Origin of the sequence: Zoogloea oleivorans (assembly GCF_008107625.1) — a bacterium.
Classification (GTDB): domain Bacteria; phylum Pseudomonadota; class Gammaproteobacteria; order Burkholderiales; family Rhodocyclaceae; genus Zoogloea; species Zoogloea oleivorans.
Window position 1 is genome coordinate 107,196 of sequence record NZ_SDKK01000012.1, and the last position, 25,370, is coordinate 132,565.

The window sequence follows — 25,370 nt, forward strand, 5'->3', positions numbered from 1 at the left end:
GCCCTGAAGGCTCTGGAAGGCGATCAGTCCGAAATCGGCGAGCCGTCGATCTTCCGCCTGGCTGCTGCTCTGGACAGCTACATCCCGACGCCTGAGCGCGCTGTGGATCTGCCGTTCCTGCTGCCGATCGAAGACGTATTCTCCATTTCCGGCCGCGGCACTGTGGTGACCGGTCGTGTTGAGCGCGGCATCGTCAAGGTTGGCGAAGAGTGCGAAATCGTTGGTATCGTGCCGACCGTCAAGACGACCTGTACCGGCGTGGAAATGTTCCGCAAGCTGCTGGATCAGGGTCAGGCTGGCGACAACGTGGGCGTGCTGCTGCGTGGCACCAAGCGTGAAGATGTGCAGCGCGGTCAAGTGCTGTGCAAGCCGGCTTCCATCAAGCCGCACACCCACTTCACCGGTGAAGTGTATGTGCTGTCGAAGGAAGAGGGCGGCCGTCACACCCCGTTCTTCAATAACTACCGTCCCCAGTTCTACTTCCGTACCACGGACGTGACGGGTTCGATCTCCCTGCCGGAAGGCACCGAGATGGTTATGCCGGGCGACAACATCTCCATGACCGTCAAGCTGATTGCTCCGATCGCCATGGAAGAAGGTCTGCGCTTCGCCATCCGTGAAGGCGGTCGTACCGTCGGCGCCGGTGTCGTTGCCAAAATTATCGAGTAATATCGATAGGTGTGTATAAAACGTCTCGCTCCCGCGAGGCGTTTTATAGTCTCTGCTGCAGGGGTATAGCTCAACTGGCAGAGCGTCGGTCTCCAAAACCGAAGGTTGGGGGTTCGATTCCCTCTGCCCCTGCCACGTTTCATTCGGACGCAAGTTTTCAATGGCCGACAAAATCAAGTTTGCGCTGGCACTGGTTCTACTGGTGGCCGGCGTTGTGGGCTTCTATCTGCTTTCTGAGCAGGCGATGGTTCTGCGTGTTCTTTCTGTTCTCGCAGGCGTTGCCCTTTGCGCTGCCGTGGCTTGGAAAACCGAGTCCGGGCAGCGTTTTGCTGTTTTTGCCAACGAAACTGTTGCAGAAACCAAGAAAGTTGCGTGGCCGTCCCGCAAGGAAACCTTCCAGACCACCGGTATCGTCTTCGCCTTCGTGGTGATTATGGCGCTCTTCCTGTGGGTTACTGACAAGACGCTCGAATGGGCTCTCTACGACCTGATTCTGGGCTGGAAAAAATCATGAGCAAGCGTTGGTACGTAGTACACGCCTATTCCGGCTTTGAGAAGTCGGTGCAGCGCGCGCTCGTCGAGCGTATCACCCGTGCAGGCATGCAGGATTTCTTCGGTCAGATTCTCGTTCCTGTAGAGGAAGTGATCGAGATGAAGAACGGTCAGAAGAGCATTACTGAGCGGAAGTTCTTCCCCGGCTATGTGCTGGTGGAGATGGAGATGAACGACGACAGTTGGCATCTCATCAAGTCGACTCCGAAGGTCACGGGCTTTGTCGGCGGTACTGCCAACAAGCCGACGCCGATTTCCGAAAAGGAAGTCGCCAAGATCATGCAGCAGATGCAGGAAGGCGTGGACAAGCCGCGTCCGAAAGTGCTGTTTGAGGTTGGTGAGATGGTTCGCGTCAAGGAAGGTCCGTTTACCGATTTCAATGGTTCCGTCGAAGACGTGAACTATGAAAAGAGCAAAATCCGTGTGTCCGTGACCATCTTTGGTCGTGCGACGCCGGTTGAGCTGGATTTTGGTCAGGTCGAAAAAACCTGATTGCAGTGGGGCGCAATCAGCGCCCCGTTTTCAGCCCGCAAGGGCAGAGGAGCGCGGCCTTACCCGCCGTGCGCTAACACTCGATAAGGAGTTGCCTGATGGCAAAGAAAATCATTGGCTACATCAAGCTGCAGGTTCCTGCAGGCAAAGCCAACCCCAGCCCCCCGATCGGCCCGGCTCTTGGTCAGCGCGGCCTGAACATCATGCAGTTCTGCAAGGAGTTCAACGCACAGACCCAGGGTCTTGAACCCGGCCTGCCGATCCCGGTTGTGATCACTGCGTTTGCAGACAAGAGCTTCACCTTCGTGATGAAGTCGCCCCCCGCGACTGTTCTGATCAAGAAGGCTGCCGGTATCCAGAAGGGTTCCCCGAAGCCCCATACCGACAAGGTTGGTTCGATCACCAAGGCCCAGTGCGAAGAAATCGCCAAGGTCAAGATCAAGGATCTCACCGCAGCCGATCTCGACGCTGCTGCTCGTACCATCGCTGGCTCTGCGCGCAGCATGGGCATTACCGTGGAGGGCCTGTAATCATGGCAAAGCTTTCCAAGCGCGTTCAGGCCCTGCGTGCCAAGGTTGATCGCAACAAGTCCTACGCCCTGACCGAAGCGCTGACGCTGGTCAAGGAGTCCGCCACCGCCAAGTTCGACGAGTCCGTGGATATCGCCGTCAACCTCGGCGTTGATGCCAAGAAGTCGGACCAGCTGGTGCGTGGTTCGGTGGTTTTGCCCGCCGGTACCGGCAAGAGCGTTCGCGTTGCCGTGTTCGCCCAGGGCGACAAGGCTGAAGCTGCCCGTGCAGCTGGCGCTGACGTGGTTGGTTTTGACGATCTGGCTGAACAAGTCAAGGGCGGCACCATCGATTTCGACCTGTGTATCGCCACTCCGGATGCCATGCGCGTCGTTGGCGCCCTCGGTCAGATCCTCGGCCCCCGCGGCCTGATGCCGAACCCGAAGGTCGGCACCGTGACGATGGACGTCACCACCGCAGTGAAGAATGCCAAGGCTGGTCAGGTTCAGTACCGTACCGACAAGGGCGGTCTGATCCACGCTACCGTGGGTCGTGCGTCCTTCACCGTCGAAGCGCTGCAACAGAACGTTGCTGCCCTGATCGACGCGCTGGTCAAGGCCAAGCCCGCTGCTGCCAAGGGTGTGTATCTGCGCAAGGTTGCCGTGTCGTCCACCATGGGCGCCGGTGTCCGCGTGGAACCCGCCACTCTGAGCGGCCAGCAGCAATAAGAACTTTGGGCCGGCTGACTGCCGCAGGGTAATCAGCCGGATCGTCAAAGACCGCAGGCGCGGCCGAGGGTGCAAGCCCCATCCGCTTAATCATCGAAAACCTGCGTAGACGGTGTTCCAGAACAGGATTTCCGCGCTTCGTTTCCTGCGAGGCGCAAAGCTCCTGATCCAGGTCGCCGTAGGTGCGATGGACTTTTCATCGCGTGTTGACTTGATAGGAGGAAAGACTTTGAGTCTGAATCTCGACGACAAAAAAGCCGTAGTGGCTGAGGTGTCGGCACAAGTAGCGAACGCCCAGACGATCGTCGTGGCCGAATACGCAGGCCTGGCGGTGGGTAACCTCACCGTGCTGCGTGCGAAGGCTCGTGAGTCTGGCGTTTATCTGCGCGTGCTGAAGAACACCCTGGCTCGCCGCGCTGTGGCAGGTACGCCTTTCGCCGGTCTGTCCGACGAAATGACCGGCCCGCTGATTTACAGCATCTCTGCTGATCCCGTGGCAGCTGCCCGGGTTCTGGCTGATTTCGCCAAGACCAACGACAAGCTGGTGCTGAAGGCGGGTTCCTACGCTGGCCAGGTGCTTGACAAAGCGGGTGTTCAAGCCCTCGCGTCGATCCCGAGCCGTGAAGAACTGCTCGCCAAGCTGCTGGGCGTCATGCAGGCACCGGTGTCCGGCTTTGCCCGCGTCCTGGCTGCGATCGCCAAGCAACGTGAAGAAGAAGCCACGGCCTAACTGGTCGGTTCCTGGCAACTCATACGAAATTAGATCTGGAGTATTTTGAGATGGCAATTACCAAAGAAGACATCATCGAAGCCGTTAGCGCGCTGACCGTTATCGAACTGAACGAGCTGGTCAAGGCTTTTGAAGAGAAGTTTGGCGTTTCCGCCGCTTCCCTGGCTGTTGCTGGTCCGGGCGCTGGCGCTGCTGCCGCTGCTGTTGAAGAGCAAACCGAATTCACCGTCGTGCTGCTGGCCGCCGGCGAAAAGAAGGTTGAAGTGATTAAGGTTGTCCGCGCCGTTACCGGCCTGGGCCTGAAGGAAGCCAAGGACCTCGTTGATGGCGCTCCGAAGCCCGTCAAGGAAGCTATTCCGAAGGCTGATGCCGATGCACTCAAGAAGCAACTTGAGGATGCCGGCGCCAAGGTCGAAATCAAGTAATTTCGGCTTCGTGCAGGGGGCTGATGCCAGTTTGGCATCGGCCCTTTTGCGCTTTCTGTTTTCTGCAGTTCGTATCACTCTGGCCCTAGACGACAAAAAAGAGCGTTCGACGCAGGTTAAAGCGCAATTTGCGTTGAATCAAGCGTCTGAAATGCTGTCTTTTGTCTTCTGACGTCCGACTTCTCTGACCCGGAGCATCTATGGCGTACTCCTACACCGAGAAAAAGCGCATCCGTAAAAGCTTCGCCAAGCGCGCAGCTGTAAAGAATGTGCCTTATCTGCTGGCCACTCAGCTTGAATCCTACGCGTCCTTTCTGCAGGCAGATACTCTGCCGGCGGTGCGGGCGAATCAGGGCCTCCAGGCTGCCTTCAATTCCATCTTTCCGATTTCCAGCCACAGCGGCAACGCTCGGCTGGAATTCGTGCAATTCAATCTCGGTGAGCCGGCTTTCGATGTCAAGGAATGCCAGCAGCGCGGCCTGACCTTTGCGTCGCCCCTGCGCGCCCGGGTTCGCCTGGTGATCCTGGACAAGGAAGCAGCCAAGGAAACCATCAAGGAAGTCAAGGAGCAGGAAGTGTACATGGGCGAAATTCCGCTCATGACCAACAACGGCTCCTTCGTCGTTAACGGTACCGAGCGGGTTATCGTATCCCAGCTGCACCGTTCGCCTGGTGTGTTCTTCGAGCACGACCGTGGCAAGACGCACTCCTCCGGCAAGTTGCTGTTCTCTGCACGGATCATTCCTTACCGTGGTTCCTGGCTGGACTTCGAGTTCGATCCGAAGGACTACCTCTACTTCCGCGTGGACCGTCGCCGCAAGATGCCGGTGACCATCCTGCTGAAGGCCATCGGGATGACGCCGGAAGAAATTCTGTCCACGTTCCATGACTTCGAGAAGTTCAGCCTCCTCGAAGACGGCGCCCAGTTCGGTCTCGTGCCGGATCGCCTGCGTGGCGACATGGCCAAGTTCGATGTGGTCGATGCGTCCGGCAAGGTCATCGTGACCAAGGACAAGCGGATCACCGCCAAGCATATCCGTGACCTGGCCCAGGCCGGCATCGATATGGTCACCGTCAATGACGAGTTCCTGCTTGGTCGCGTTCTCGCCACCAACGTGGTCAGTCCCGACGGTGAACTGGTTGCACGCGCCAACGAAGAGATTACCGAGGATGTCCTCGACAAGCTCCGCGATGCTGGCGTGACCGACTTCACGACCCTGTATCTGAACGACCTGGATCGTGGTCCCCACATTTCCCAGACCCTGCGCATCGACGAAACTGCCGATCAGTGGGCTGCGCGCGTGGCGATCTACCGCATGATGCGTCCGGGCGAGCCGCCTACGGAAGATGCCGTCGAGGCATTGTTCCAGGGCCTGTTCTACCTGCCCGAGCGTTACGACCTGTCGGTCGTCGGCCGCATGAAGTTCAACCGTCGCGCCTACCCGGAAAAGCTGGACGACAAGTCCCCCGACTGGCAGAAGCGTCTCTACGCCACCGTCGGTCCGAAGGGCGGCGAAGGTCCGGGCACGCTGTCGAACGACGACCTGCTGGCCGTTGTCGGTGTGCTGGTTGAGTTGCGCAATGGCCGCGGCGAAATCGACGACATCGATCACCTCGGCAACCGTCGTGTGCGTTCTGTCGGCGAACTTGCTGAAAACCAGTTCCGTGCCGGTCTGGTGCGTGTCGAGCGCGCCGTCAAGGAACGCCTCGGCCAGGCCGAGAGCGACAACCTGATGCCGCATGACCTGATCAATGCCAAGCCCATCAGCGCGGCGATCAAGGAATTCTTCGGTTCCAGCCAGCTGTCGCAGTTTATGGACCAGACCAACCCGCTGGCCGAGATCACCCACAAGCGCCGTGTTTCGGCTCTTGGACCGGGCGGTCTGACTCGCGAGCGTGCCGGCTTTGAAGTGCGTGACGTACATCCGACGCACTACGGTCGTGTCTGTCCTATCGAAACGCCGGAAGGCCCGAACATCGGTCTGATCAACTCCCTGGCGCTGTTTGCCCGCACCAACAAGTACGGCTTCCTCGAAACGCCGTACCGCAAGGTGTCCGAAGGCTCCGTCACCGAGCAGATCGACTTCCTGTCGGCGATCGAAGAAGGCCAGTACGTGATCGCCCAGGCGAACGCGGAAGTGGATGCAACCGGCCGTCTCACCGGCGATCTGGTGTCCTGCCGTAACAAGGGTGAATTCACCTTGGCGACCGCCGACACCGTTCAGTACATGGACATCGCGCCGGGCCAGATCGTGTCTGTGGCAGCCTCCCTGATCCCGTTCCTTGAGCATGACGATGCGAACCGGGCACTGATGGGCGCCAACATGCAACGTCAGGCGGTTCCCTGTCTGCGTCCGGAAAAGCCGTTCGTCGGCACCGGCATCGAGCGCACGGTGGCGGTTGACTCGGGTACGGCCGAGCAGGCCCGTCGTGGCGGTATCGTGGACTACGTCGATGCCAACCGGATCGTGATCCGTGTGCATGACGCGGAAACCTACTCCGGCGAAGTCGGCGTCGATATCTACAACCTGATCAAGTACACGCGTTCGAACCAGAACACGAACATCAACCAGCGTCCGGTTGTGAAGGTTGGCGACATCGTTTCCCGCGGCGACGTGATTGCCGACGGTGCTTCCACCGACATGGGTGAGCTGGCCCTCGGCCAGAACATGCTGGTCGCTTACATGACGTGGAACGGCTACAACTTCGAAGACTCGATCCTGATCTCCGAACGCGTGGTGGCCGATGACCGCTTTACCTCGATCCACATCGAGGAACTGACGGTTGTTGCCCGTGACACCAAGCTTGGACCCGAGGAAATCACCCGCGACATCGCGTCGCTGGGCGAAGGCCAGCTGTCCCGTCTGGATGAGTCCGGCATCGTTTACATCGGTGCTGAAGTCGAAGCTGGTGACGTGCTGGTCGGCAAGGTAACGCCGAAGGGCGAAACCCAGCTGACCCCTGAAGAGAAGCTGCTGCGCGCAATTTTCGGCGAGAAGGCCTCCGACGTTAAGGACACCTCACTGCGCGTGCCCTCCGGCATGAACGGCATCGTCATTGATGTGCAGGTGTTCACCCGCGAAGGTATCGAGCGCGACAAACGTGCCCAGTCGATCATCGACGACATGCTGCGCGGCTTCAAGACCGACCTGGCTGACCAGATGCGGATCGTCGAGCGCGACGCCTTCGAGCGGATCGAACGTCTGATCATGGGTCAGCCTGCCAATGGCGGTCCGAAGCGTCTCGCCAAGGGCGCGCCGATCACCAAGGATTACCTGGACGGTCTCGAGCACTACAACTGGTTCGACATCCGCATGGCCGACGAAGGTCTTGCCGGTCAGATGGAGTCCGTCCGCGAGTCCCTCGAAAAGACCCGCAAGGACTTCGACCTGGCTTTCGAGGCCAAGAAGAAGAAGCTCACGCAGGGCGATGAGCTGCCGCCGGGCGTCCAGAAGATGGTCAAGGTCTACCTGGCCGTCAAGCGTCGCCTGCAGCCTGGCGACAAGATGGCCGGTCGTCACGGTAACAAGGGTGTGGTCTCGAAGATCGTTCCCGTCGAAGACATGCCGTACATGGAAGACGGCACGCCGATGGATATCGTGCTGAATCCGCTGGGTGTGCCTTCCCGGATGAACATCGGTCAGGTCCTCGAAACCCACCTGGGTTGGGCCGCCAAGGGTCTTGGCAACAAGATCGACAAGATGATGCGCGCCAAGGCGAGCGCAGATGAGGTGCGGGGTTTCCTCGAAGAGATCTATAACGGTAGTGGCAAGCCGGAAGATCTCAACGAGTTCAACGACACCGAAGTGCTCGAACTGGCCCAGAACCTGCGCAAGGGTGTTCCCTTTGCAACGCCGGTGTTCGACGGTGCCGAAGAGTCCGAGATTCAGGGCATGCTGGAGCTGGCTGGTTTGCCAGCGGGTGGTCAGGTGAACCTGTTCGACGGTCGTACCGGCGAGCCCTTCGAGCGTCAGGTGACGGTTGGCTACAAGCATGTGCTGAAGCTGCATCACTTGGTCGATGACAAGATGCACGCCCGTTCCACTGGCCCGTACTCGCTTGTCACCCAGCAGCCGCTGGGCGGTAAGGCGCAGTTCGGTGGTCAGCGTTTCGGGGAAATGGAAGTGTGGGCGCTGGAAGCCTACGGTGCTGCGTACACCCTGCAGGAAATGCTGACGGTCAAGTCGGATGACGTGACCGGCCGGACAAAGGTGTATGAAAACATCGTCAAGGGCGAGCACAAGATCGATGCCGGCATGCCGGAATCCTTCAACGTGCTGGTCAAGGAAATTCGCTCTCTGGCCATCGATATCGATCTCGACCGCTACTGAGTGGTTGATTCGAAGATGTGTGCTCACCCTGGATGGAGTGATTGATGAAAAGTTTGCTCGCTGATCTGTTCAAGCAAAGCCTGCCGAACGAGGAAGAGTTCGACGCCATCACGATTAGTCTGGCGTCCCCGGAAACGATCCGGTCCTGGTCCTACGGCGAAGTAAAGAAGCCCGAAACCATCAACTACCGGACTTTCAAGCCGGAACGTGATGGTCTCTTCTGCGCGAAGATTTTCGGGCCGGTCAAGGACTACGAGTGCCTGTGCGGCAAGTACAAGCGCCTTAAGCACCGTGGCGTGATCTGCGAAAAGTGCGGCGTTGAAGTAACCCTCTCGAAGGTTCGCCGCGAGCGCATGGCGCACATCGAGCTGGCCTCGGTCGTTGCCCATATCTGGTTCCTGAAGAGCCTGCCGAGCCGTCTCGGCATGGTGCTCGACATGACCCTGCGCGACATCGAACGTGTGCTGTACTTCGAAGCCTACGTGGTCACCGATCCCGGCATGACCCCGATGAACCGTGCCCAGATCTTGTCGGAAGACGACTATCTGGCCAAGGTTGAAGAATACGGTGACGACTTCATCGCCCTGATGGGCGCTGAAGGCATCCGCGAGATGCTGCGCAGCCTGGATCTGCCGCACGAAATCGAGAAGCTTCGTTCCGAGCTGGAAACCACCGGCTCCGAAGCCAAGATCAAGAAGATCTCCAAGCGCCTCAAGGTGCTCGAGGCCTTCCAGACCTCCGGCATCAAGCCGGACTGGATGATTCTCGAAGTGCTGCCCGTGCTGCCGCCGGATCTGCGTCCGCTGGTTCCGCTGGACGGCGGCCGCTTTGCGACCTCCGACCTGAACGATCTGTATCGTCGGGTGATCAACCGGAACAACCGTCTGAAGCGTCTGCTCGAGCTCAAGGCGCCGGAAATCATCGTCCGCAACGAAAAGCGGATGCTGCAGGAGTCGGTCGACTCCCTGCTCGACAACGGTCGTCGCGGCAAGGCCATGACCGGCGCCAACAAGCGTCCGCTCAAGTCTCTGGCCGACATGATCAAGGGCAAGGGCGGTCGTTTCCGTCAGAACTTGCTCGGCAAGCGGGTGGACTACTCCGGCCGTTCGGTGATTACCGTGGGTCCGCAGCTCAAGCTGCACCAGTGCGGTCTGCCGAAGCTGATGGCGCTTGAGCTGTTCAAGCCCTTCATCTTCAACAAGCTCGAGCTGATGGGTCTCGCGACCACCATCAAGCAGGCCAAGAAGATGGTGGAAGGTCAGGAGCCGGTGGTGTGGGACATCCTCGAAGAGGTGATCCGCGAACATCCGGTCATGCTGAACCGTGCGCCGACGCTGCACCGTCTGGGCATCCAGGCGTTCGAGCCGGTCCTTATCGAAGGCAAGGCGATCCAGCTGCATCCGCTGGTTTGCGTGGCGTTCAACGCCGACTTCGACGGTGACCAGATGGCCGTTCACGTCCCGTTGTCGCTGGAAGCACAGATGGAAGCCCGCACGCTGATGCTGGCCTCCAACAACGTACTGTCTCCCGCCAACGGCGAGCCGATCATCGTGCCGTCGCAGGATATCGTGCTGGGCCTGTACTACGCGACCCGCCAGGGAGTGAACGCCAAGGGCGAGGGCATGGCCTTCGCTGACGTGGGCGAAGTCAAGCGCGCCTACGAATCCGGCCAGGTTTCCCTGCACGCCAAGGTCATCGTCCGTCTTAAGGAATGGGACCTCGGCCCCGAGGGCGAGTCCATCGAGAAGATCACCCGCCACGAGACCACCGTCGGTCGTGCGATCCTCTCCGAGATTCTGCCTGCCGGCCTGCCCTTCAGCGTGCTGCAGAAGCCGCTGAAGAAGAAGGAAATCTCCAAGCTGATCAACGCGGCCTTCCGTCGTTGTGGCTTGAAGGCCACCGTGGTGTTTGCCGACAAGCTGATGCAGGCCGGTTTCGGTCTGGCCACGCGTGCCGGCATCTCCATCGCGGTGAAGGACATGCTGGTGCCTGCTCTCAAGCACCCGCTGATCCACGCTGCCGAACAGGAAGTGAAGGAAATCGCCCAGCAGTACACCTCCGGTCTGGTGACTGACGGCGAGCGTTACAACAAGGTGGTGGACATCTGGGGTCGTGCCGGTGACCAGGTCGCCAAGGCGATGATGGACCAGCTTGGTCAGGAAGATGTCGTTGATCGCAACGGCGTGACGGTCAAGCAGGAGTCGTTCAACTCCATCTACATGATGGCCGACTCCGGTGCCCGGGGTTCTGCTGCGCAGATCCGTCAGCTGGCCGGTATGCGGGGTCTGATGGCGAAGCCGGACGGCTCGATTATCGAAACCCCGATTACCACCAACTTCCGCGAAGGTCTGAACGTTCTGCAGTACTTCATCTCGACCCACGGCGCTCGTAAGGGTCTGGCGGATACGGCACTGAAGACCGCGAACTCCGGCTACCTGACCCGTCGTCTGGTGGACGTGACGCAGGATCTGGTCGTTATCGAGGATGACTGCGGCACCAAGAGCGGCTTCCTGATGAAGGCGCTGGTTGAAGGTGGTGAAGTTGTCGAGCCGCTGCGCGATCGTATTCTGGGTCGTGTGGTGACCGATGACGTGGTTCATCCCGAGACTCAGGCGACCGTGATCGAGGCAGGTACCATGCTCGACGAAGACATGGTTGACATGATCGAAGCCGAAGGTATCGACGAAGTGCGCGTGCGCACCCCGTTGTCCTGCGAAACGCGCTACGGCCTGTGCGGCAAGTGCTACGGCCGCGACCTGGGCCGTGGTTCCATGGTCAATGCCGGCGAAGCGGTGGGTGTTATCGCCGCCCAGTCGATCGGCGAGCCGGGTACCCAGCTCACCATGCGTACCTTCCACGTGGGTGGTGCGGCGTCCCGGGCAGCGGCTGCAAGTTCCGTCGAGGCAAAGTCGGCTGGTGTGATCCGCTTTACGCAGAACATGCGTTACGTGTCGAACGCCAAGGCCGAAAAGATCGTTATTTCCCGTTCCGCGGAAATCCTGATCACCGACGAAATGGGTCGTGAGCGCGAACGTCACAAGATTCCCTACGGCGCGACTTTGTCGATCGACGAAGGTGTTTCCATCAAGGCCGGCACGCAGCTCGCCACGTGGGATCCCCACACCCGTCCGATCATCACCGAGTACGCCGGTGTGGTGCGCTTCGAGAACGTCGAAGAGGGTGTTACCGTCGCCAAGCAGATCGACGAAGTGACCGGTCTGTCCACCCTCGTCGTGATCGATGCCAAGCGTCGTGGTGCAAGTACCTCGAAGGGCGTGCGTCCGCAGGTCAAGCTGCTGACCGAATCCGGTGAGGAAGTGCGCATCGCTGGTACCGAACATGCCGTGTCCATCACCTTCCAGGTCGGTTCGCTGATCACCGTGAAGGATGGCCAGCAGGTTTCGGTGGGTGATGTGCTCGCTCGCATCCCGCAGGAATCGGCCAAGACTCGCGACATTACCGGCGGTCTGCCGCGTGTGGCCGAGTTGTTCGAAGCCCGCGCTCCGAAGGATGCCGGCGTGCTCGCCGAGGTGACCGGTACGGTTTCCTTCGGTAAGGACACCAAGGGCAAGCAGCGTCTCGTGATCACCGAGCCGGATGGCGCGGTCCACGAGTTCCTGATTCCCAAGGACAAGCACGTCATGGTTCACGACGGTCAAGTTGTGAACAAGGGCGAGCTGATCGTCGACGGTCCCGCAGATCCCCACGACATCCTGCGTTTGCAGGGCGTCGAGGCGCTGGCCCGCTACATCATCGACGAAGTGCAGGACGTGTACCGACTGCAGGGCGTGAAGATCAACGACAAGCACATCGAGGTGATCGTTCGCCAGATGCTGCGTCGCGTTGTGATTACCGATCCGGGCGATACCGGTTTCATCCGCGAGGAGCAGGTCGAGCGTGCCGAAGTTCTTGACGAAAACGACAAGATGGCGGCCGAAGGCAAGTTGCCCGCAAATTACAACTTCCTGCTGCTGGGTATCACGAAGGCGTCGTTGTCTACCGACTCCTTTATCTCTGCAGCATCCTTCCAGGAAACGACCCGCGTGCTGACCGAAGCAGCAATTCTCGGCAAGCGCGACGAACTTCGTGGCCTGAAGGAAAACGTTATTGTCGGTCGTCTTATCCCGGCAGGTACCGGTTTGGCTTACCACCGGAACCGCAAGGCTCAGACCGAAGGTGAAGATCTGGGCGAAGGACATGCCTGGGCGCCGCAAGCAGAAGCTTCCGAAACCGAAAATGCGCAGTTGCCCGGTTGACGAAAGCTTGACGAGGAAGATATACTCCGGCCTCTTTTTGCGGACTGGCCAATCGTAGTCAGTCGCAGCCGGAATAACCATCCGGGGCCGGTCCGTGCGGGCCGCCTCGGTGTTTTGGGAAATTCTTAGCTATGCCAACAATTAATCAACTCGTTCGTAAGGGCCGGCAGGCGCCCGTTTCCAAGAGCAAGGTTCCTGCGCTCGAGGCATGCCCGCAAAAGCGGGGCGTTTGCACCCGTGTTTACACCACCACCCCGAAGAAGCCGAACTCCGCGCTGCGTAAGGTGGCCAAGGTTCGTCTGACCAACGGCTTTGAGGTGATCTCCTATATCGGTGGTGAAGGTCACAACCTCCAGGAGCACTCTGTTGTGCTGATTCGTGGTGGCCGGGTTAAGGACTTGCCGGGTGTGCGTTACCACATCGTTCGCGGTTCCCTTGACTTGCAAGGCGTCAAGGATCGTAAGCAGTCCCGCTCGAAGTACGGTGCGAAGCGCCCGAAAAAGTCTTAATTGTCGGCAATCACAGAATAGCGAGAGTCAAGCATGCCCCGTCGTCGTGATGTACCCAAGCGGGAAGTCCTGCCCGATCCCAAGTTCGGGAGCCAGGATGTTTCCAAGTTTATCAATGCCATCATGCAAAGCGGCAAGAAGTCCGTCGCTGAGCGTATCGTTTATGGCGCGTTTGAGACCATCGTTGCCAAGGGTAACGGCAAGGATCCTCTCGAAGTGTTCTCCGCTGCGCTGAGCAATGTTCGCCCGGTTGTGGAAGTGAAGAGCCGTCGCGTCGGTGGTGCCAACTACCAGGTTCCGGTTGAAGTTCGCCCGGCTCGTCGTATGGCTCTGTCCATGCGCTGGCTGCGTGAGGCTGCCCGTAAGCGCTCCGAGAAGTCCATGGCCCAGCGTCTGGCTGGCGAGCTGCTCGAGGCTGCCGAAGGTCGTGGCGCCGCGATGAAGAAGCGTGAAGAAGTGCACCGCATGGCGGAAGCCAACAAGGCGTTCTCGCACTATCGCTTCTGATCTTTCAGGCGTAATCCAAGTCGGGCCCTGAAAGGGGCTCGATTTATTTGTAAAGTCTTAGTACGACGCCGGCAGTTTCAAGGCATCGCAAATTCAGGAAGGCAAGGTTAGGGCTGTGGCACGCAAGACTCCCATCGAGCGCTATCGCAATATCGGTATCTCCGCACACATTGACGCCGGGAAGACGACGACTACCGAGCGTATCCTTTTTTACACGGGCGTGAGCCACAAGCTCGGTGAGGTGCATGACGGCGCAGCAACGACCGACTGGATGGCTCAGGAGCAAGAGCGCGGCATCACGATTACTTCGGCTGCCGTGACCTGTTTCTGGAAGGGTATGGATTCGTCCTATCCCGAGCACCGCTTCAACATCATCGACACCCCGGGACACGTGGACTTCACGATTGAAGTCGAGCGTTCCATGCGTGTTCTTGATGGCGCCTGCATGGTTTACTGTGCGGTCGGCGGTGTGCAGCCCCAGTCCGAGACTGTGTGGCGTCAGGCCACCAAGTACAAGGTTCCCCGCCTTGCTTTCGTGAACAAGATGGACCGCTCCGGCGCCAACTTCTTCAAGGTTGTCGATCAGATGCGTACCCGTCTGAGCGCCAACCCTGTTCCGGTTGTGATTCCAATCGGCGCGGAAGACACCTTTGTTGGTGTTGTGGATCTGCTCAAGATGAAGGCCATTTTCTGGGATGAGGCATCTCAGGGGATGAAGTTCGACTACCGCGATATCCCTGAGGATCTCGTCAGCGTAGCCGAAGATTGGCGCGAGAAGATGGTTGAGGCTGCGGCTGAAGCATCCGAAGAGCTGATGAACAAGTACCTCGAAAACGGCGAGTTGTCGGAAGAAGACGTCGTGTTCGGTCTTCGCGCGCGTACGCTGGCTTGCGAAATCCAGCCGATGCTGTGCGGTACTGCGTTCAAGAACAAGGGCGTCCAGCGCATGCTTGACGCTGTTATCCAGTACTTGCCGTCGCCGGTGGATATTCCGCCTGTTACTGGTGTGGATGACAACGAGCAGGAAGTGTCCCGCAAGGCCCTCGATACGGAGAAGTTCTCCGCGCTGGCCTTCAAGCTCATGACCGATCCGTTCGTTGGTCAGCTCACCTTTATCCGTGTTTATTCCGGTGTTCTCGAGTCCGGTTCTACCGTGCTGAACTCGGTCAAGGACAAGAAGGAACGCATTGGCCGCATTCTGCAGATGCATGCGAATGACCGTGAAGAAATCAAGGAAGTGCTGGCAGGCGACATCGCCGCTGTTGTCGGACTGAAGGATGTCACTACGGGTGAAACCCTTTGTGATTTGAGCGCGCCGATCATTCTTGAGCGCATGATTTTCCCGGAGCCGGTTATTCACGTTGCTGTTGAGCCGAAGACCAAGGCTGACCAGGAAAAGATGGGTTTGGCGCTCGGTCGTCTGGCTGCAGAAGATCCGTCCTTCCGTGTGCGCACCGACGAAGAGTCTGGTCAGACCATTATTTCCGGCATGGGCGAGCTTCACCTCGAAATCATCGTTGACCGCATGAAGCGTGAATTCAACGTTGAGGCCAACGTCGGCGCTCCTCAGGTTGCCTATCGCGAAGCGGTTCGCAAGTCTGTCGAGCAGGAAGGTAAGTTCGTCAAGCAGTCTGGCGGTCGCGGTCAGTTTGGCCACGTCTGGATCAAGCTTGAGCCGAACGAGCCGGGCAAGGGTTACGAATTCATCGACGCGATCAAGGGTGGTGTTGTGCCCCGCGAATTCATCCCCGCGGTTGATAAGGGTCTTCGCGAAACGCTGCCGAATGGCGTGCTGGCCGGTTTCCCGGTTGTGGATGTGAAGGTCACCCTGTTCGACGGTTCGTACCACGATGTGGACTCGAACGAAAATGCGTTCAAGATGGCTGCTTCCATGGCTTTCAAGGACGCCATGCGCAAGGCAAGCCCTGTTCTGCTCGAGCCGATGATGGCGGTGGTTGTCGAGACCCCTGAGGACTACATGGGCAACGTCATGGGTGACCTCTCTGGTCGTCGCGGTATCGTCCAGGGTATGGATGATCTCCCCGGCGGTATCAAGGAGATCAAGGCTGAAGTGCCGCTGGCCGAGATGTTCGGTTACGCTACCCAGCTGCGTTCCCTGAGTCAGGGTCGTGCCACGTACTCGATGGAATTCAAGCACTACACGGAAGCTCCGCGTAACGTCGCTGAAGCCATCATCAACAAGAAATAATTGTTGTAATAACTGATTAGGAAGCTAAAAAATGGCTAAGGAAAAATTTGCACGGACGAAGCCGCACGTAAACGTCGGCACGATTGGTCACGTTGACCATGGCAAGACCACGCTGACGGCTGCGATCACGACTGTGCTGTCGCGCAAGTTTGGCGGCGAAGCCAAGGCTTACGACCAGATTGACGCGGCGCCGGAAGAAAAGGCTCGCGGCATCACCATCAACACCGCGCACGTCGAATACGAAACCGAAAATCGTCACTACGCGCACGTTGATTGCCCGGGTCACGCCGACTACGTCAAGAACATGATTACCGGTGCTGCGCAGATGGACGGCGCGATTCTGGTGTGCTCTGCTGCTGACGGCCCGATGCCCCAGACCCGCGAGCACATCCTGCTGGCCCGTCAGGTTGGCGTGCCGTACGTGCTGGTGTACATGAACAAGTGCGACATGGTTGACGATGCCGAGCTGCTCGAACTCGTCGAAATGGAACTGCGCGAGCTGCTGTCCAAGTACGATTTCCCGGGCGATGACACCCCGATCATTCACGGCTCCGCCCTGAAGGCTCTGGAAGGCGATCAGTCCGAAATCGGCGAGCCGTCGATCTTCCGCCTGGCTGCTGCTCTGGACAGCTACATCCCGACGCCTGAGCGCGCTGTGGATCTGCCGTTCCTGCTGCCGATCGAAGACGTATTCTCCATTTCCGGCCGCGGCACTGTGGTGACCGGTCGTGTTGAGCGCGGCATCGTCAAGGTTGGCGAAGAGTGCGAAATCGTTGGCATCGTGCCGACCGTCAAGACGACCTGTACCGGCGTGGAAATGTTCCGCAAGCTGCTGGATCAGGGTCAGGCTGGCGACAACGTGGGCGTGCTGCTGCGTGGCACCAAGCGTGAAGATGTGCAGCGCGGTCAAGTGCTGTGCAAGCCGGCTTCCATCAAGCCGCACACCCACTTCACCGGTGAAGTGTATGTGCTGTCGAAGGAAGAAGGCGGCCGTCACACCCCGTTCTTCAATAACTACCGTCCCCAGTTCTACTTCCGTACCACGGACGTGACGGGTTCGATCTCCCTGCCGGAAGGCACCGAGATGGTTATGCCGGGCGACAACATCTCCATGACCGTCAAGCTGATTGCTCCGATCGCCATGGAAGAAGGTCTGCGCTTCGCCATCCGTGAAGGCGGTCGTACCGTCGGCGCCGGTGTCGTTGCCAAAATTATCGAGTAATATTTGTCTGGGCGCGGCACATGGGGTGTCGCGCCGACTGCTCTTTGGGAAATAACATGCAAAACCAGAAAATCCGTATCCGCCTCAAGGCTTTCGATTACAAGCTTATCGATCAGTCGGCTCAAGAGATCGTGGATACTGCGAAGCGTACTGGCGCTGTGGTTCGCGGGCCTGTTCCCCTGCCGACCCGCATCGAGCGTTTCGACCTGCTTCGTTCCCCCCACGTCAACAAGACCTCCCGCGATCAATTCGAGATCCGTACCCATCTTCGTTTGATGGACATCGTGGATCCGACTGACAAGACTGTCGATGCTCTGATGAAACTCGACCTTCCTGCTGGCGTTGACGTCGAAATCAAGCTGCAGTAACTCAAAGCTATTGCGTTATGGGGGCAAGGGCCGATATAATCCGGCCCTTGCGCTTTTTGGCGCAGTTTGTAATGACAATCGGTCCTGGTCAATCGCAACCAGGGTAAGGAGAATAAAATGAGTCTAGGCCTTGTCGGGCGCAAGGTGGGCATGACTCGCATTTTTGCCGAGGATGGTCAATCCATTCCGGTAACTGTGCTGGATGTGTCCAATAACCGTGTGACCCAGATTAAAACGGCTGAATCGGATGGCTATTCCGCCGTCCAAGTGACCTTCGGTGTTCGGCGTGCTAGTCGTGTCAATAAGGCCGCTGCTGGCCATCTTGCCAAGGCTGGTGTCGAAGCGGGTCATGTTTTCAAGGAATTCCGTGTTGATGCTGGCAATCTGTCTTCTCTGAAGGCGGGTGATGTGGTTGGCGTTGATATCTTCGCTGTCGGTCAAAAGGTCGATGTGAGCGGTGTTTCTATCGGTAAGGGTTACGCCGGTACGATCAAGCGCCACAACTTCGCTTCCGGTCGTGCTACTCACGGTAACTCCCGTAGCCACAATGTGCCGGGTTCCATCGGTATGGCGCAGGATCCGGGTCGTGTTTTCCCGGGTAAGCGCATGACCGGTCACATGGGTGCGGCCAAGTGTACGGTGCAGAACCTTGAAGTGGTGCGTGTTGATGTTGAGCGCGGCCTTTTGTTGATCAAGGGCGGCGTGCCTGGCCATGATGGCGGCGATGTTGTAGTTCGCCCTGCCGTCAAGGCTGGCAGCTGACTGGAGGCGTGATGGAACTGAATCTGTTGAACGAACAGGGCCAGGCGTCTGCGACCCTTCAGGCGTCCGACGCGCTGTTTGGCCGCGAGTACAACGAAGCCCTGATTCATCAGGTCGTTGTTGCTTACATGGCCAATGCTCGCTCTGGAAATCGTGCTCAAAAAGGGCGCGACGAAGTTGCTCATACGACCCACAAGCCGTGGCGTCAAAAAGGTACCGGTCGTGCCCGTTCGGGTATGAGCTCGAGCCCGATCTGGCGTGGAGGCGGTCGTGCCTTCCCGAATTCGCCGGATGAGAACTTCTCCCATAAGGTTAACCGGAAGATGTACCGCGCTGGCGTTGCTGCAATTTTGTCGCAGCTTGCTCGTGATGGTCGTTTGTCCGTGGTTGAAGGTTTTGGTGTTGATGCGCCGAAGACCAAGCTGCTTGCCCAGAAGTTGAAGGGTATGGGGCTGGAGTCCGTGCTGCTCATTACCGATTCCTTTGATGAGAATCTGTACCTGTCTTCCCGCAACCTTCCGAACGTTCTCGTTCTTGAAGTTAGCGAGACCGATCCGGTATCCCTGGTGCGCTTCCCCAACGTGATCGTTACGAAGGGTGCTGTCGCCAAGATGGAGGAGTTGTGGCAATGAGCGCATTCAAGGAAGAGCGTCTGATGCAGGTGCTGCTCGCCCCTCAGATCTCGGAGAAGGCGACTTACATCGCTGACAAGAACGAGCAAGTGGTGTTTCGTGTTGCCAGTGATGCGACCAAGCCCGAAGTCAAGGCGGCTGTTGAGCTTCTCTTCAAGGTTGAAGTGAAGGCTGTCCAGGTCTCCAACGTCAAGGGCAAGGAAAAGCGCTTTGGCAAGATGACCGGGCGCCGGAAGGGCTGGAAGAAGGCGTACGTTTGCCTCAAGCCGGGCCAAGAAATCAACTTTGCGGCCGGGGAGTAAAGAAGATGGCACTCGTTAAAGTCAAACCGACTTCTGCTGGCCGTCGTGCCGTTGTCAAGGTTGTGAACGCAAATCTTCACAAGGGCGCGCCTGTCGCTTCCTTGGTTGAGAAGCAGTCCAAGACTGCCGGTCGCAACAACAACGGCCACATCACCACCCGTCACAAGGGCGGTGGTCACAAGCAGCATTACCGCGTTGTCGATTTTCGTCGCAACAAGGATGGCATTGTTGCCAAGGTTGAGCGTCTCGAGTATGACCCGAACCGTTCGGCCAACATTGCGCTGCTGTGCTACCTGGATGGTGAGCGTCGTTACATCATCGCGCCGAAGGGGCTGGTTGTTGGTCAAACCGTGATCAGTGGCTCTGAAGCCCCGATCAAGCCGGGTAATGCTCTTCCGATCCGGAATATTCCGGTTGGTAGCACCCTTCACTGTGTCGAGATGATGCCTGGCAAGGGCGCTCAGCTTGCTCGCGCTGCCGGTACCTCGGTTCAGCTGCTGGCTCGTGAAGGCATCTACGCTCAGGTTCGTCTGCGCTCCGGTGAAATTCGCCGTGTGCACGTTGAGTGCCGCGCGACGATCGGTGAAGTGGGTAACGAAGAGCATAGTCTGCGCAAGATTGGCAAGGCTGGTGCAAATCGCTGGCGTGGTATTCGTCCGACCGTTCGCGGTGTGGCGATGAACCCGGTCGATCACCCGCACGGTGGTGGTGAAGGCCGTACTGGCGAGGGTCGTGTGCCTGTTAGCCCGTGGGGTCAGCCGGCTAAGGGTTATCGTACCCGTAGCGTCAAGCGTACCGACTCCATGATTGTTCAGCGTCGGCACAAGCGATAAGAGGTAAGACATGGCACGTTCTATTAAGAAGGGCCCCTTTATCGACGCTCACCTCCTGAAGAAGGTGGACGCCGCTCGGGTCTCGAATGACAAGCGCCCGATCAAGACTTGGTCGCGTCGCTCTACTGTGCTCCCGGATTTTGTTGGTTTGACGATTGCCGTGCATAACGGTCGTCAGCACATTCCGGTGTACGTCTCCGAAAACATGGTTGGTCACAAGCTCGGCGAATTCGCGCTGACCCGGACGTTCAAGGGTCACGCCGCCAGCAAGAAGGCCAAGCGCTAAGGAGTAATGACGATGGAAACCAAAGCCATTCTCCGCGGCGTACGCCTGTCGGAACAGAAGGGTCGTCTCGTTGCGGATCTCGTCCGGGGTAAGTCTGTCGAGCAGGCGCTCGCCATTCTGACCTTTAGCCCTAAAAAGGGCGCGAAGATCATCAAGAAGGTTGTTGAGTCCGCGATTGCGAATGCAGAGCACAACGATGGCGCTGACATCGATACCCTGCGCGTAAAGACGATTTACGTTGAGCAAGGTACGACGCTGAAGCGCTTCACTGCCCGTGCAAAGGGTCGTGGCAATCGCATCAGCAAGCCGACTTGCCATATCTACGTGACGGTCGGAGAGTAAGGGGAACCCATGGGACAGAAAATCCATCCGACAGGCTTTCGCCTGGCGGTAACGCGTAACTGGGGCTCTCGCTGGTTTGCTACCGGTAGCGACTTCGCGAAGATGCTGAATGAGGACCTGAAGGTTCGCGCGCATCTGAAGAAGAAGCTCGCCCACGCTTCCGTGAGCCGTGTTGTGATCGAGCGTCCGGCAAAGAACGCCCGTATTACTGTTTATAGCGCCCGTCCGGGTGTTGTAATCGGTAAAAAGGGTGAGGACATCGAGAAGCTGAAGGCTGATCTTCAAGGCATCATGGGCGTGCCCGTGCATGTGAACATCGAAGAAGTTCGCAAGCCTGAAACTGATGCGCAGCTGATCGCTGACTCTATTGCTCAGCAGCTCGTCAAGCGGATCATGTTCCGTCGCGCCATGAAGCGTGCGATGCAGAACGCGATGCGTCTGGGTGCTCAGGGCATCAAGATCATGAGCTCTGGTCGTCTGAACGGCGCCGAGATCGCCCGCACCGAGTGGTACCGTGAAGGCCGTGTGCCTTTGCATACCCTGCGTGCTGACATCGATTACGGTGTGTCCGAAGCGCACACGACCTACGGTGTTATCGGCATCAAGGTTTGGGTGTACAAGGGTGAGGCTCTTGCTCGTAACGAGCAGCCTGCAGCGACGGACAATGAGGGCGATAATCGCCGTGGTCGTCGTCGCAATGAGGGTGCCGACAGCAAGCCGGGTGCCAAGCGGCCCGCGCGCCGCACTGGCGGCGAACAGGCTGATGGTGCAAAACGGATCAAGAAAGAAGCAGGGGTGAATGATGCTGCAGCCGTCGAGAAGGAAGTATCGTAAGGAGCAGAAGGGCCGCAACAAGGGTCTCGCCACCCGCGGCGCCAAGGTAAGCTTTGGTGAGTACGGTCTGAAGGCGGTTGGGCGTGGTCGTCTTACTGCTCGTCAGATCGAATCTGCTCGTCGTGCTATGACCCGTCACATCAAGCGTGGCGGTCGTATTTGGATTCGCGTTTTCCCGGACAAGCCGATTTCTCAGAAGCCGGCGGAAGTGCGGATGGGTAACGGTAAGGGTAGCCCGGAATACTGGGTTGCCGAGATCCAGCCGGGCAAGGTTCTCTACGAAATGGATGGAGTCGATGAAACTCTGGCTCGCGAGGCTTTCCGCCTTGCTGCTGCCAAGTTGCCGATCGAAACCGTCTTCGTTGTCCGGATGGTGGGGTAAATCATGAATGCTTCGGAAATGCGGGCGAAGGACGCCGGCCAGCTCAACGCTGAACTGATCGAACTGCTGAAGGCTCAATTCAGTCTTCGGATGCAGATCGCGACTCAGCAGCTGAGCAACACTTCGCAACTCGGCAAGGTTCGCAAGGATATTGCCCGGGTAAGAACCATTCTTCGCGAGAAGGCGGGTGCGAAATGAACGATCAAGTCAAGAAAAACAAACGCGTTGAAGTTGGTCGCGTCGTGAGTGATAAGATGACCAACACGGTTACCGTGCTGGTTGAGCGTCGTGTGAAGCATCCGCTGTATGGCAAGGTGATGACTCGTACGGCCAAGTATCACGCTCACGTTGAAAGCGGTATTGCGAAGGAAGGTGATCTCGTCGAAATCGAAGAGACTCGCCCGATCTCGAAGACCAAGACCTGGCGTGTTACGAAGGTGCTTGAGTCGGTAGTGGCAGTTTAAGTAGGTCTGCTTGTATAAATGGCTTGCCAAGTGATTGGCAAGCCATTATTATTGTCGTCTTTGCTCTTGCACCGTTTCCGGTGCAAGTCCAATCAACCCGAACGGGATCCAAAACTGGCCGCGCAAGCGTGTTAAGTTGGAGAGTTTAAATGATCCAAATGCAAACGATACTGGACGTCGCCGATAATACCGGCGCGCGTTACGTGATGTGCATCAAGGTGTTGGGCGGCTCCAAGCGTCGTTACGCCGGTGTTGGTGACATCATCAAGGTGAGTATTAAAGACGCCGCTCCTCGTGGTCGCGTCAAGAAGGGCGATGTTTACAGCGCCGTGGTGGTTCGCACTGCCAAGGGTGTTCGTCGTCCGGATGGCTCGCTTATCAAGTTTGACCGCAATGCGGCGGTTCTGCTTAACAACAAGGGCGAGCCGATCGGTACGCGCATCTTCGGACCGGTTACGCGCGAATTGCGTACTGAAAAGTTCATGAAGATCGTTTCCCTGGCGCCTGAAGTTCTCTAAGGAGTTGTTGTGAATAAGATTCGCAAAGGCGATGAAGTCGCCGTCCTTACGGGCAAGGATAAGGGTAAGCGGGGTACTGTTCTGCGTAACGATGGTGACGTCGTTCTGGTGGAAGGTATCAATCGCGTCAAGAAGCACGTGCGTCCGAATCCGATGAAGGGCCAGGTTGGTGGCATCATCGAAAAGGAAATGCCGATTCAGGTTTCAAACGTGGCGCTGTTCAATGCAGCCACCCAGAAGGCTGATCGCGTGGGCTTCAAGGTTCTTGAGGATGGCCGCAAGGTCCGGATCTTCAAGTCCAATGGCGAAGTAGTGGATGCGTAAGGGATAGTCATGGCGCGCCTGCAAGAATTCTACAAAGAAACCGTGTCGCCTGAGCTTCTTCAGAAGTTCGGCTACAAGTCGGTTATGGAAGTTCCGCGGATCACCAAGATCACCCTGAATATGGGTGTGGGTGAGGCTGTCGGTGACAAGAAGGTTCTCGACTACGCTGTTGGCGATCTGCAGAAGATCGCTGGCCAGAAGCCGGTTACCACCAAGGCCAAAAAGTCTATCGCGGGTTTCAAGATTCGTGATGGTTACCCGATTGGTTGCATGGTGACGCTTCGTGGTCCTCGGATGTTCGAGTTCCTTGATCGCCTGGTTACGATCGCCATGCCGCGTATTCGTGACTTCCGTGGTATTGCTGGTAAAGGCTTCGATGGCCGCGGCAATTACAACCTGGGCGTCAAAGAGCAGATTATTTTCCCGGAAATCGAGTACGACAAGATCGATGCTCTGCGCGGGATGAATATCAGCATCACGACGACTGCAAAGTCGGACGACGAGGCGCGCGCTCTGCTCGCCGCGTTCAAGTTCCCGTTCAAGAACTGAGGGTTTTATGGCGAAACTGTCTCTGATCAATCGCGAAGAGAAGCGTGCTAAGACGGTTGCAAAGTTTGCAGCCAAGCGTGCAGCTCTGTTCGAGCAGATCAACAACGCCAAGCTGTCGGACGAGGAGCGCATGGCTGCGCGTCTCAAGCTGCAGCAACTGCCGCGCAACTCGAGCCCGAGCCGTCAGCGTAATCGCTGCGAGCAAACCGGTCGTCCGCGTGGTGTTTTCCGTAAATTCGGTCTGTGTCGTAACAAGCTGCGTGAAGTTGCCTTCCGCGGTGAAGTTCCCGGCATGACCAAGGCAAGCTGGTAAGGGGTCGAAGATGAGCATGTCTGATCCGATCGCCGATATGCTGACGCGGGTTCGTAACGCGCAGCAGGCGCAAAAGAGCTCTGTCGCGATGCCCTCGTCCAAGCTGAAGGTTTCGATCGCGAAGGTTCTGAAGAGCGAAGGTTATATTGATGACTTCGCTGTCACCGAAAGCGCTGGCAAGGCTGAATTGTCTCTGGCCCTTAAGTATTACGCAGGTCGTCCGGTTATCGAGCGCATTGAGCGCGTGAGCCGTCCTGGCCTTCGTGTGTACAAGGGTAGCGATGATCTGCCCCGCGTGATGAATGGCCTGGGTGTGGCGATTGTCTCCACCCCCAAGGGCGTAATGACTGATCGCGCTGCGCGCGCTGCCCGTGCGGGTGGTGAAGTGCTGTGCATCGTGGCTTAAGGGGAGATTGATATGTCCCGTGTAGCCAAGAATCCGGTCCTCGTTCCCGCTGGTGTGGATGTCGTTATCGGTGGTGGCGAAATCACCATCAAGGGTCCCCTGGGTAGCCTTACCCAGTTTGTTCACCCGTCCGTCAAGGTGGAGCGTGAAGGCGATGGCCTCCAGTGTTCTGCTGTTGAAGGTGCGGTTAACAGCAAGGCGATGTCGGGCACCATGCGTGCATTGGTCAACAATATGGTGACCGGTGTTTCGAAGGGCTTCGAGCGCAAGCTGACCCTGGTAGGCGTGGGATATCGTGCCCAGGCCCAAGGCGACAAGCTCAATCTGACGCTCGGTTTCTCCCACCCTGTGGTGCACCAGATGCCTGAGGGCATCAAGGTAGAGACTCCGACTCAGACCGAGGTCCTCATTAAGGGTGTCGATAAGCAGGCTGTCGGCAAGGTAGCTGCTGAAGTCCGTGCGTACCGTCCGCCAGAGCCCTATAAGGGCAAGGGTGTGCGTTACTCGGATGAAGTGGTCACCTTGAAAGAAACCAAGAAGAAGTAAGGGCGGATCATGATCACCAAGAAGGAAACGCGTTTGCGCCGGTCACGGAAAACCCGTGCCAAAATTGCGGAAATGAAGGCAGTCCGTCTGTCCGTGTTCCGTTCCAACAGCCACATCTATGCGCAGGTTATCGCCGGTTGCGGTTCCAAGGTTCTGGCCGCTGCTTCGACCGTAGAGGCTGAAGTCAAGGCTCAGGTTCCGAATGGTGGCAACAAGGCCGCCGCCGAACTGGTTGGCAAGCTCATTGCCGAGCGCGCAAAGGCGGCTGGTATCGAAGCGGTTGCTTTTGACCGTTCCGGTTTTCAGTACCACGGCCGCGTGAAGGCGCTTGCCGATGCCGCCCGCGAAGGCGGATTGAAGTTCTAAGCGA

The 25,370-nt window shown here is 58.0% G+C and carries 31 protein-coding genes and 1 tRNA gene; all 32 read left to right on the top strand.

The window, feature by feature from the left end; genetic code table 11:
- A partial coding sequence (locus ETQ85_RS13860) for an EF-Tu C-terminal domain-related protein (RefSeq protein WP_246128769.1) occupies positions 1-669 on the top strand: 669 nt, incomplete at its 5' end.
- Positions 670-728: 59 nt separating this feature from the next.
- A tRNA-Trp gene (locus tag ETQ85_RS13865) sits at positions 729-804 on the top strand.
- 25 nt (positions 805-829) lie between these two features.
- The gene (gene secE, locus ETQ85_RS13870) at positions 830-1,183 is read left to right on the top strand and encodes a preprotein translocase subunit SecE (RefSeq protein ID WP_148579663.1); all 354 of its coding nucleotides are present in this window, start codon (positions 830-832) and stop codon (positions 1,181-1,183) included.
- Positions 1,180-1,713: a transcription termination/antitermination protein NusG gene (gene nusG, locus ETQ85_RS13875; protein ID WP_148579664.1), complete on the top strand. Its 534-nt coding sequence runs from the start codon at positions 1,180-1,182 to the stop codon at positions 1,711-1,713. Before secE ends, nusG begins: the two co-directional genes overlap by 4 nt.
- Positions 1,714-1,811: 98 nt before the next feature.
- A complete protein-coding gene (rplK, locus tag ETQ85_RS13880) occupies positions 1,812-2,243 on the top strand; it encodes a 50S ribosomal protein L11 (protein WP_148579665.1) in 432 nt (143 codons plus the stop codon).
- A 2-nt stretch (positions 2,244-2,245) separates the two neighbouring features.
- Entirely contained in the window at positions 2,246-2,950 is a 705-nt protein-coding gene (gene rplA / locus ETQ85_RS13885; protein WP_148579666.1) for a 50S ribosomal protein L1, read from the top strand.
- Between the two features lie 229 nt (positions 2,951-3,179).
- Positions 3,180-3,680 (top strand): 50S ribosomal protein L10, encoded by a 501-nt coding sequence (rplJ, locus tag ETQ85_RS13890; protein WP_148579748.1) that lies wholly within the window; start codon positions 3,180-3,182, stop codon positions 3,678-3,680.
- Positions 3,681-3,730: 50 nt separating this feature from the next.
- A complete protein-coding gene (gene rplL, locus ETQ85_RS13895; RefSeq protein ID WP_148579667.1) occupies positions 3,731-4,105 on the top strand; it encodes a 50S ribosomal protein L7/L12 in 375 nt (124 codons plus the stop codon).
- A gap of 200 nt (positions 4,106-4,305) precedes the next feature.
- Positions 4,306-8,436: a DNA-directed RNA polymerase subunit beta gene (gene rpoB, locus ETQ85_RS13900; protein ID WP_148579668.1), complete on the top strand. Its 4,131-nt coding sequence runs from the start codon at positions 4,306-4,308 to the stop codon at positions 8,434-8,436.
- Positions 8,437-8,480: 44 nt separating this feature from the next.
- Positions 8,481-12,692, top strand: coding sequence for a DNA-directed RNA polymerase subunit beta' (gene rpoC / locus ETQ85_RS13905; RefSeq protein ID WP_148579669.1), 4,212 nt, complete (start codon positions 8,481-8,483; stop codon positions 12,690-12,692).
- A gap of 131 nt (positions 12,693-12,823) precedes the next feature.
- Positions 12,824-13,201 (top strand): 30S ribosomal protein S12, encoded by a 378-nt coding sequence (gene rpsL, locus ETQ85_RS13910; RefSeq protein ID WP_079432645.1) that lies wholly within the window; start codon positions 12,824-12,826, stop codon positions 13,199-13,201.
- A 33-nt stretch (positions 13,202-13,234) separates the two neighbouring features.
- Positions 13,235-13,708 carry a 30S ribosomal protein S7 gene (gene rpsG, locus ETQ85_RS13915; protein WP_148579670.1) on the top strand — a complete coding sequence of 158 codons (474 nt, stop codon included), beginning with the start codon at positions 13,235-13,237 and terminating at the stop codon, positions 13,706-13,708.
- Between the two features lie 115 nt (positions 13,709-13,823).
- Entirely contained in the window at positions 13,824-15,917 is a 2,094-nt protein-coding gene (fusA, locus tag ETQ85_RS13920; protein ID WP_148579671.1) for an elongation factor G, read from the top strand.
- A 31-nt stretch (positions 15,918-15,948) separates the two neighbouring features.
- On the top strand, positions 15,949-17,139 hold the full coding sequence (tuf, locus tag ETQ85_RS13925; RefSeq protein WP_148579672.1) for an elongation factor Tu: 1,191 nt from the start codon (positions 15,949-15,951) through the stop codon (positions 17,137-17,139).
- 56 nt (positions 17,140-17,195) lie between these two features.
- Positions 17,196-17,507 (top strand): 30S ribosomal protein S10, encoded by a 312-nt coding sequence (gene rpsJ / locus ETQ85_RS13930; RefSeq protein WP_148579673.1) that lies wholly within the window; start codon positions 17,196-17,198, stop codon positions 17,505-17,507.
- Between the two features lie 117 nt (positions 17,508-17,624).
- On the top strand, positions 17,625-18,269 hold the full coding sequence (gene rplC, locus ETQ85_RS13935; RefSeq protein ID WP_148579674.1) for a 50S ribosomal protein L3: 645 nt from the start codon (positions 17,625-17,627) through the stop codon (positions 18,267-18,269).
- Positions 18,270-18,280: 11 nt separating this feature from the next.
- The gene (gene rplD / locus ETQ85_RS13940) at positions 18,281-18,901 is read left to right on the top strand and encodes a 50S ribosomal protein L4 (RefSeq protein ID WP_148579675.1); all 621 of its coding nucleotides are present in this window, start codon (positions 18,281-18,283) and stop codon (positions 18,899-18,901) included.
- Positions 18,898-19,203, top strand: coding sequence for a 50S ribosomal protein L23 (gene rplW, locus ETQ85_RS13945; RefSeq protein WP_148579676.1), 306 nt, complete (start codon positions 18,898-18,900; stop codon positions 19,201-19,203). The genes rplD and rplW overlap by 4 nt, the downstream gene beginning before the upstream one ends.
- Before the next feature lie 5 nt (positions 19,204-19,208).
- Positions 19,209-20,036 carry a 50S ribosomal protein L2 gene (rplB, locus tag ETQ85_RS13950; protein WP_148579677.1) on the top strand — a complete coding sequence of 276 codons (828 nt, stop codon included), beginning with the start codon at positions 19,209-19,211 and terminating at the stop codon, positions 20,034-20,036.
- A gap of 10 nt (positions 20,037-20,046) precedes the next feature.
- Positions 20,047-20,322, top strand: coding sequence for a 30S ribosomal protein S19 (rpsS, locus tag ETQ85_RS13955; RefSeq protein WP_148579678.1), 276 nt, complete (start codon positions 20,047-20,049; stop codon positions 20,320-20,322).
- A gap of 12 nt (positions 20,323-20,334) precedes the next feature.
- Positions 20,335-20,664, top strand: coding sequence for a 50S ribosomal protein L22 (gene rplV / locus ETQ85_RS13960; RefSeq protein ID WP_148579679.1), 330 nt, complete (start codon positions 20,335-20,337; stop codon positions 20,662-20,664).
- A gap of 9 nt (positions 20,665-20,673) precedes the next feature.
- Positions 20,674-21,498: a 30S ribosomal protein S3 gene (rpsC, locus tag ETQ85_RS13965; RefSeq protein WP_148579680.1), complete on the top strand. Its 825-nt coding sequence runs from the start codon at positions 20,674-20,676 to the stop codon at positions 21,496-21,498.
- Positions 21,467-21,880 carry a 50S ribosomal protein L16 gene (gene rplP, locus ETQ85_RS13970; RefSeq protein WP_148579749.1) on the top strand — a complete coding sequence of 138 codons (414 nt, stop codon included), beginning with the start codon at positions 21,467-21,469 and terminating at the stop codon, positions 21,878-21,880. The genes rpsC and rplP overlap by 32 nt, the downstream gene beginning before the upstream one ends.
- Before the next feature lie 3 nt (positions 21,881-21,883).
- On the top strand, positions 21,884-22,078 hold the full coding sequence (rpmC, locus tag ETQ85_RS13975; RefSeq protein ID WP_148579681.1) for a 50S ribosomal protein L29: 195 nt from the start codon (positions 21,884-21,886) through the stop codon (positions 22,076-22,078).
- A complete protein-coding gene (rpsQ, locus tag ETQ85_RS13980) occupies positions 22,075-22,344 on the top strand; it encodes a 30S ribosomal protein S17 (protein WP_148579682.1) in 270 nt (89 codons plus the stop codon). Before rpmC ends, rpsQ begins: the two co-directional genes overlap by 4 nt.
- A 149-nt stretch (positions 22,345-22,493) precedes the next feature.
- A complete protein-coding gene (rplN, locus tag ETQ85_RS13985; RefSeq protein WP_148579683.1) occupies positions 22,494-22,862 on the top strand; it encodes a 50S ribosomal protein L14 in 369 nt (122 codons plus the stop codon).
- Between the two features lie 9 nt (positions 22,863-22,871).
- Positions 22,872-23,186, top strand: a complete 315-nt coding sequence (gene rplX / locus ETQ85_RS13990; protein ID WP_148579684.1) for a 50S ribosomal protein L24 — start codon at positions 22,872-22,874, stop codon at positions 23,184-23,186.
- Positions 23,187-23,195: 9 nt separating this feature from the next.
- The gene (rplE, locus tag ETQ85_RS13995) at positions 23,196-23,735 is read left to right on the top strand and encodes a 50S ribosomal protein L5 (protein ID WP_148579685.1); all 540 of its coding nucleotides are present in this window, start codon (positions 23,196-23,198) and stop codon (positions 23,733-23,735) included.
- Positions 23,736-23,742: 7 nt separating this feature from the next.
- Positions 23,743-24,048 carry a 30S ribosomal protein S14 gene (gene rpsN / locus ETQ85_RS14000; RefSeq protein WP_148579686.1) on the top strand — a complete coding sequence of 102 codons (306 nt, stop codon included), beginning with the start codon at positions 23,743-23,745 and terminating at the stop codon, positions 24,046-24,048.
- Between the two features lie 10 nt (positions 24,049-24,058).
- Positions 24,059-24,454 (top strand): 30S ribosomal protein S8, encoded by a 396-nt coding sequence (rpsH, locus tag ETQ85_RS14005; protein ID WP_148579687.1) that lies wholly within the window; start codon positions 24,059-24,061, stop codon positions 24,452-24,454.
- A 12-nt stretch (positions 24,455-24,466) separates the two neighbouring features.
- Positions 24,467-25,000 (top strand): 50S ribosomal protein L6, encoded by a 534-nt coding sequence (gene rplF / locus ETQ85_RS14010; RefSeq protein WP_148579688.1) that lies wholly within the window; start codon positions 24,467-24,469, stop codon positions 24,998-25,000.
- 12 nt (positions 25,001-25,012) lie between these two features.
- Positions 25,013-25,366, top strand: a complete 354-nt coding sequence (gene rplR / locus ETQ85_RS14015; protein ID WP_148579750.1) for a 50S ribosomal protein L18 — start codon at positions 25,013-25,015, stop codon at positions 25,364-25,366.
- The last annotated feature ends 4 nt before the right edge of the window (positions 25,367-25,370 follow it).

Coding starts and splice junctions, on each gene's coding strand:
- rplW (WP_148579676.1), top strand. CDS start 18,898: ATGAGCGCATTCAAGGAAGAGCGTCTGATGCAGGTGCTGCTCGCCCCT.
- secE (WP_148579663.1), top strand. CDS start 830: ATGGCCGACAAAATCAAGTTTGCGCTGGCACTGGTTCTACTGGTGGCC.
- rplA (WP_148579666.1), top strand. CDS start 2,246: ATGGCAAAGCTTTCCAAGCGCGTTCAGGCCCTGCGTGCCAAGGTTGAT.
- rplC (WP_148579674.1), top strand. CDS start 17,625: ATGAGTCTAGGCCTTGTCGGGCGCAAGGTGGGCATGACTCGCATTTTT.
- tuf (WP_148579672.1), top strand. CDS start 15,949: ATGGCTAAGGAAAAATTTGCACGGACGAAGCCGCACGTAAACGTCGGC.
- rpoC (WP_148579669.1), top strand. CDS start 8,481: ATGAAAAGTTTGCTCGCTGATCTGTTCAAGCAAAGCCTGCCGAACGAG.
- rplP (WP_148579749.1), top strand. CDS start 21,467: ATGCTGCAGCCGTCGAGAAGGAAGTATCGTAAGGAGCAGAAGGGCCGC.
- rplV (WP_148579679.1), top strand. CDS start 20,335: ATGGAAACCAAAGCCATTCTCCGCGGCGTACGCCTGTCGGAACAGAAG.
- rpsJ (WP_148579673.1), top strand. CDS start 17,196: ATGCAAAACCAGAAAATCCGTATCCGCCTCAAGGCTTTCGATTACAAG.
- rpoB (WP_148579668.1), top strand. CDS start 4,306: ATGGCGTACTCCTACACCGAGAAAAAGCGCATCCGTAAAAGCTTCGCC.
- rpmC (WP_148579681.1), top strand. CDS start 21,884: ATGAATGCTTCGGAAATGCGGGCGAAGGACGCCGGCCAGCTCAACGCT.
- rplF (WP_148579688.1), top strand. CDS start 24,467: ATGTCCCGTGTAGCCAAGAATCCGGTCCTCGTTCCCGCTGGTGTGGAT.
- rplL (WP_148579667.1), top strand. CDS start 3,731: ATGGCAATTACCAAAGAAGACATCATCGAAGCCGTTAGCGCGCTGACC.
- rpsS (WP_148579678.1), top strand. CDS start 20,047: ATGGCACGTTCTATTAAGAAGGGCCCCTTTATCGACGCTCACCTCCTG.
- nusG (WP_148579664.1), top strand. CDS start 1,180: ATGAGCAAGCGTTGGTACGTAGTACACGCCTATTCCGGCTTTGAGAAG.
- rplN (WP_148579683.1), top strand. CDS start 22,494: ATGATCCAAATGCAAACGATACTGGACGTCGCCGATAATACCGGCGCG.
- rpsL (WP_079432645.1), top strand. CDS start 12,824: ATGCCAACAATTAATCAACTCGTTCGTAAGGGCCGGCAGGCGCCCGTT.
- rplD (WP_148579675.1), top strand. CDS start 18,281: ATGGAACTGAATCTGTTGAACGAACAGGGCCAGGCGTCTGCGACCCTT.
- rpsH (WP_148579687.1), top strand. CDS start 24,059: ATGAGCATGTCTGATCCGATCGCCGATATGCTGACGCGGGTTCGTAAC.
- rplK (WP_148579665.1), top strand. CDS start 1,812: ATGGCAAAGAAAATCATTGGCTACATCAAGCTGCAGGTTCCTGCAGGC.
- rpsQ (WP_148579682.1), top strand. CDS start 22,075: ATGAACGATCAAGTCAAGAAAAACAAACGCGTTGAAGTTGGTCGCGTC.
- rpsN (WP_148579686.1), top strand. CDS start 23,743: ATGGCGAAACTGTCTCTGATCAATCGCGAAGAGAAGCGTGCTAAGACG.
- rplB (WP_148579677.1), top strand. CDS start 19,209: ATGGCACTCGTTAAAGTCAAACCGACTTCTGCTGGCCGTCGTGCCGTT.
- rpsC (WP_148579680.1), top strand. CDS start 20,674: ATGGGACAGAAAATCCATCCGACAGGCTTTCGCCTGGCGGTAACGCGT.
- rplE (WP_148579685.1), top strand. CDS start 23,196: ATGGCGCGCCTGCAAGAATTCTACAAAGAAACCGTGTCGCCTGAGCTT.
- rpsG (WP_148579670.1), top strand. CDS start 13,235: ATGCCCCGTCGTCGTGATGTACCCAAGCGGGAAGTCCTGCCCGATCCC.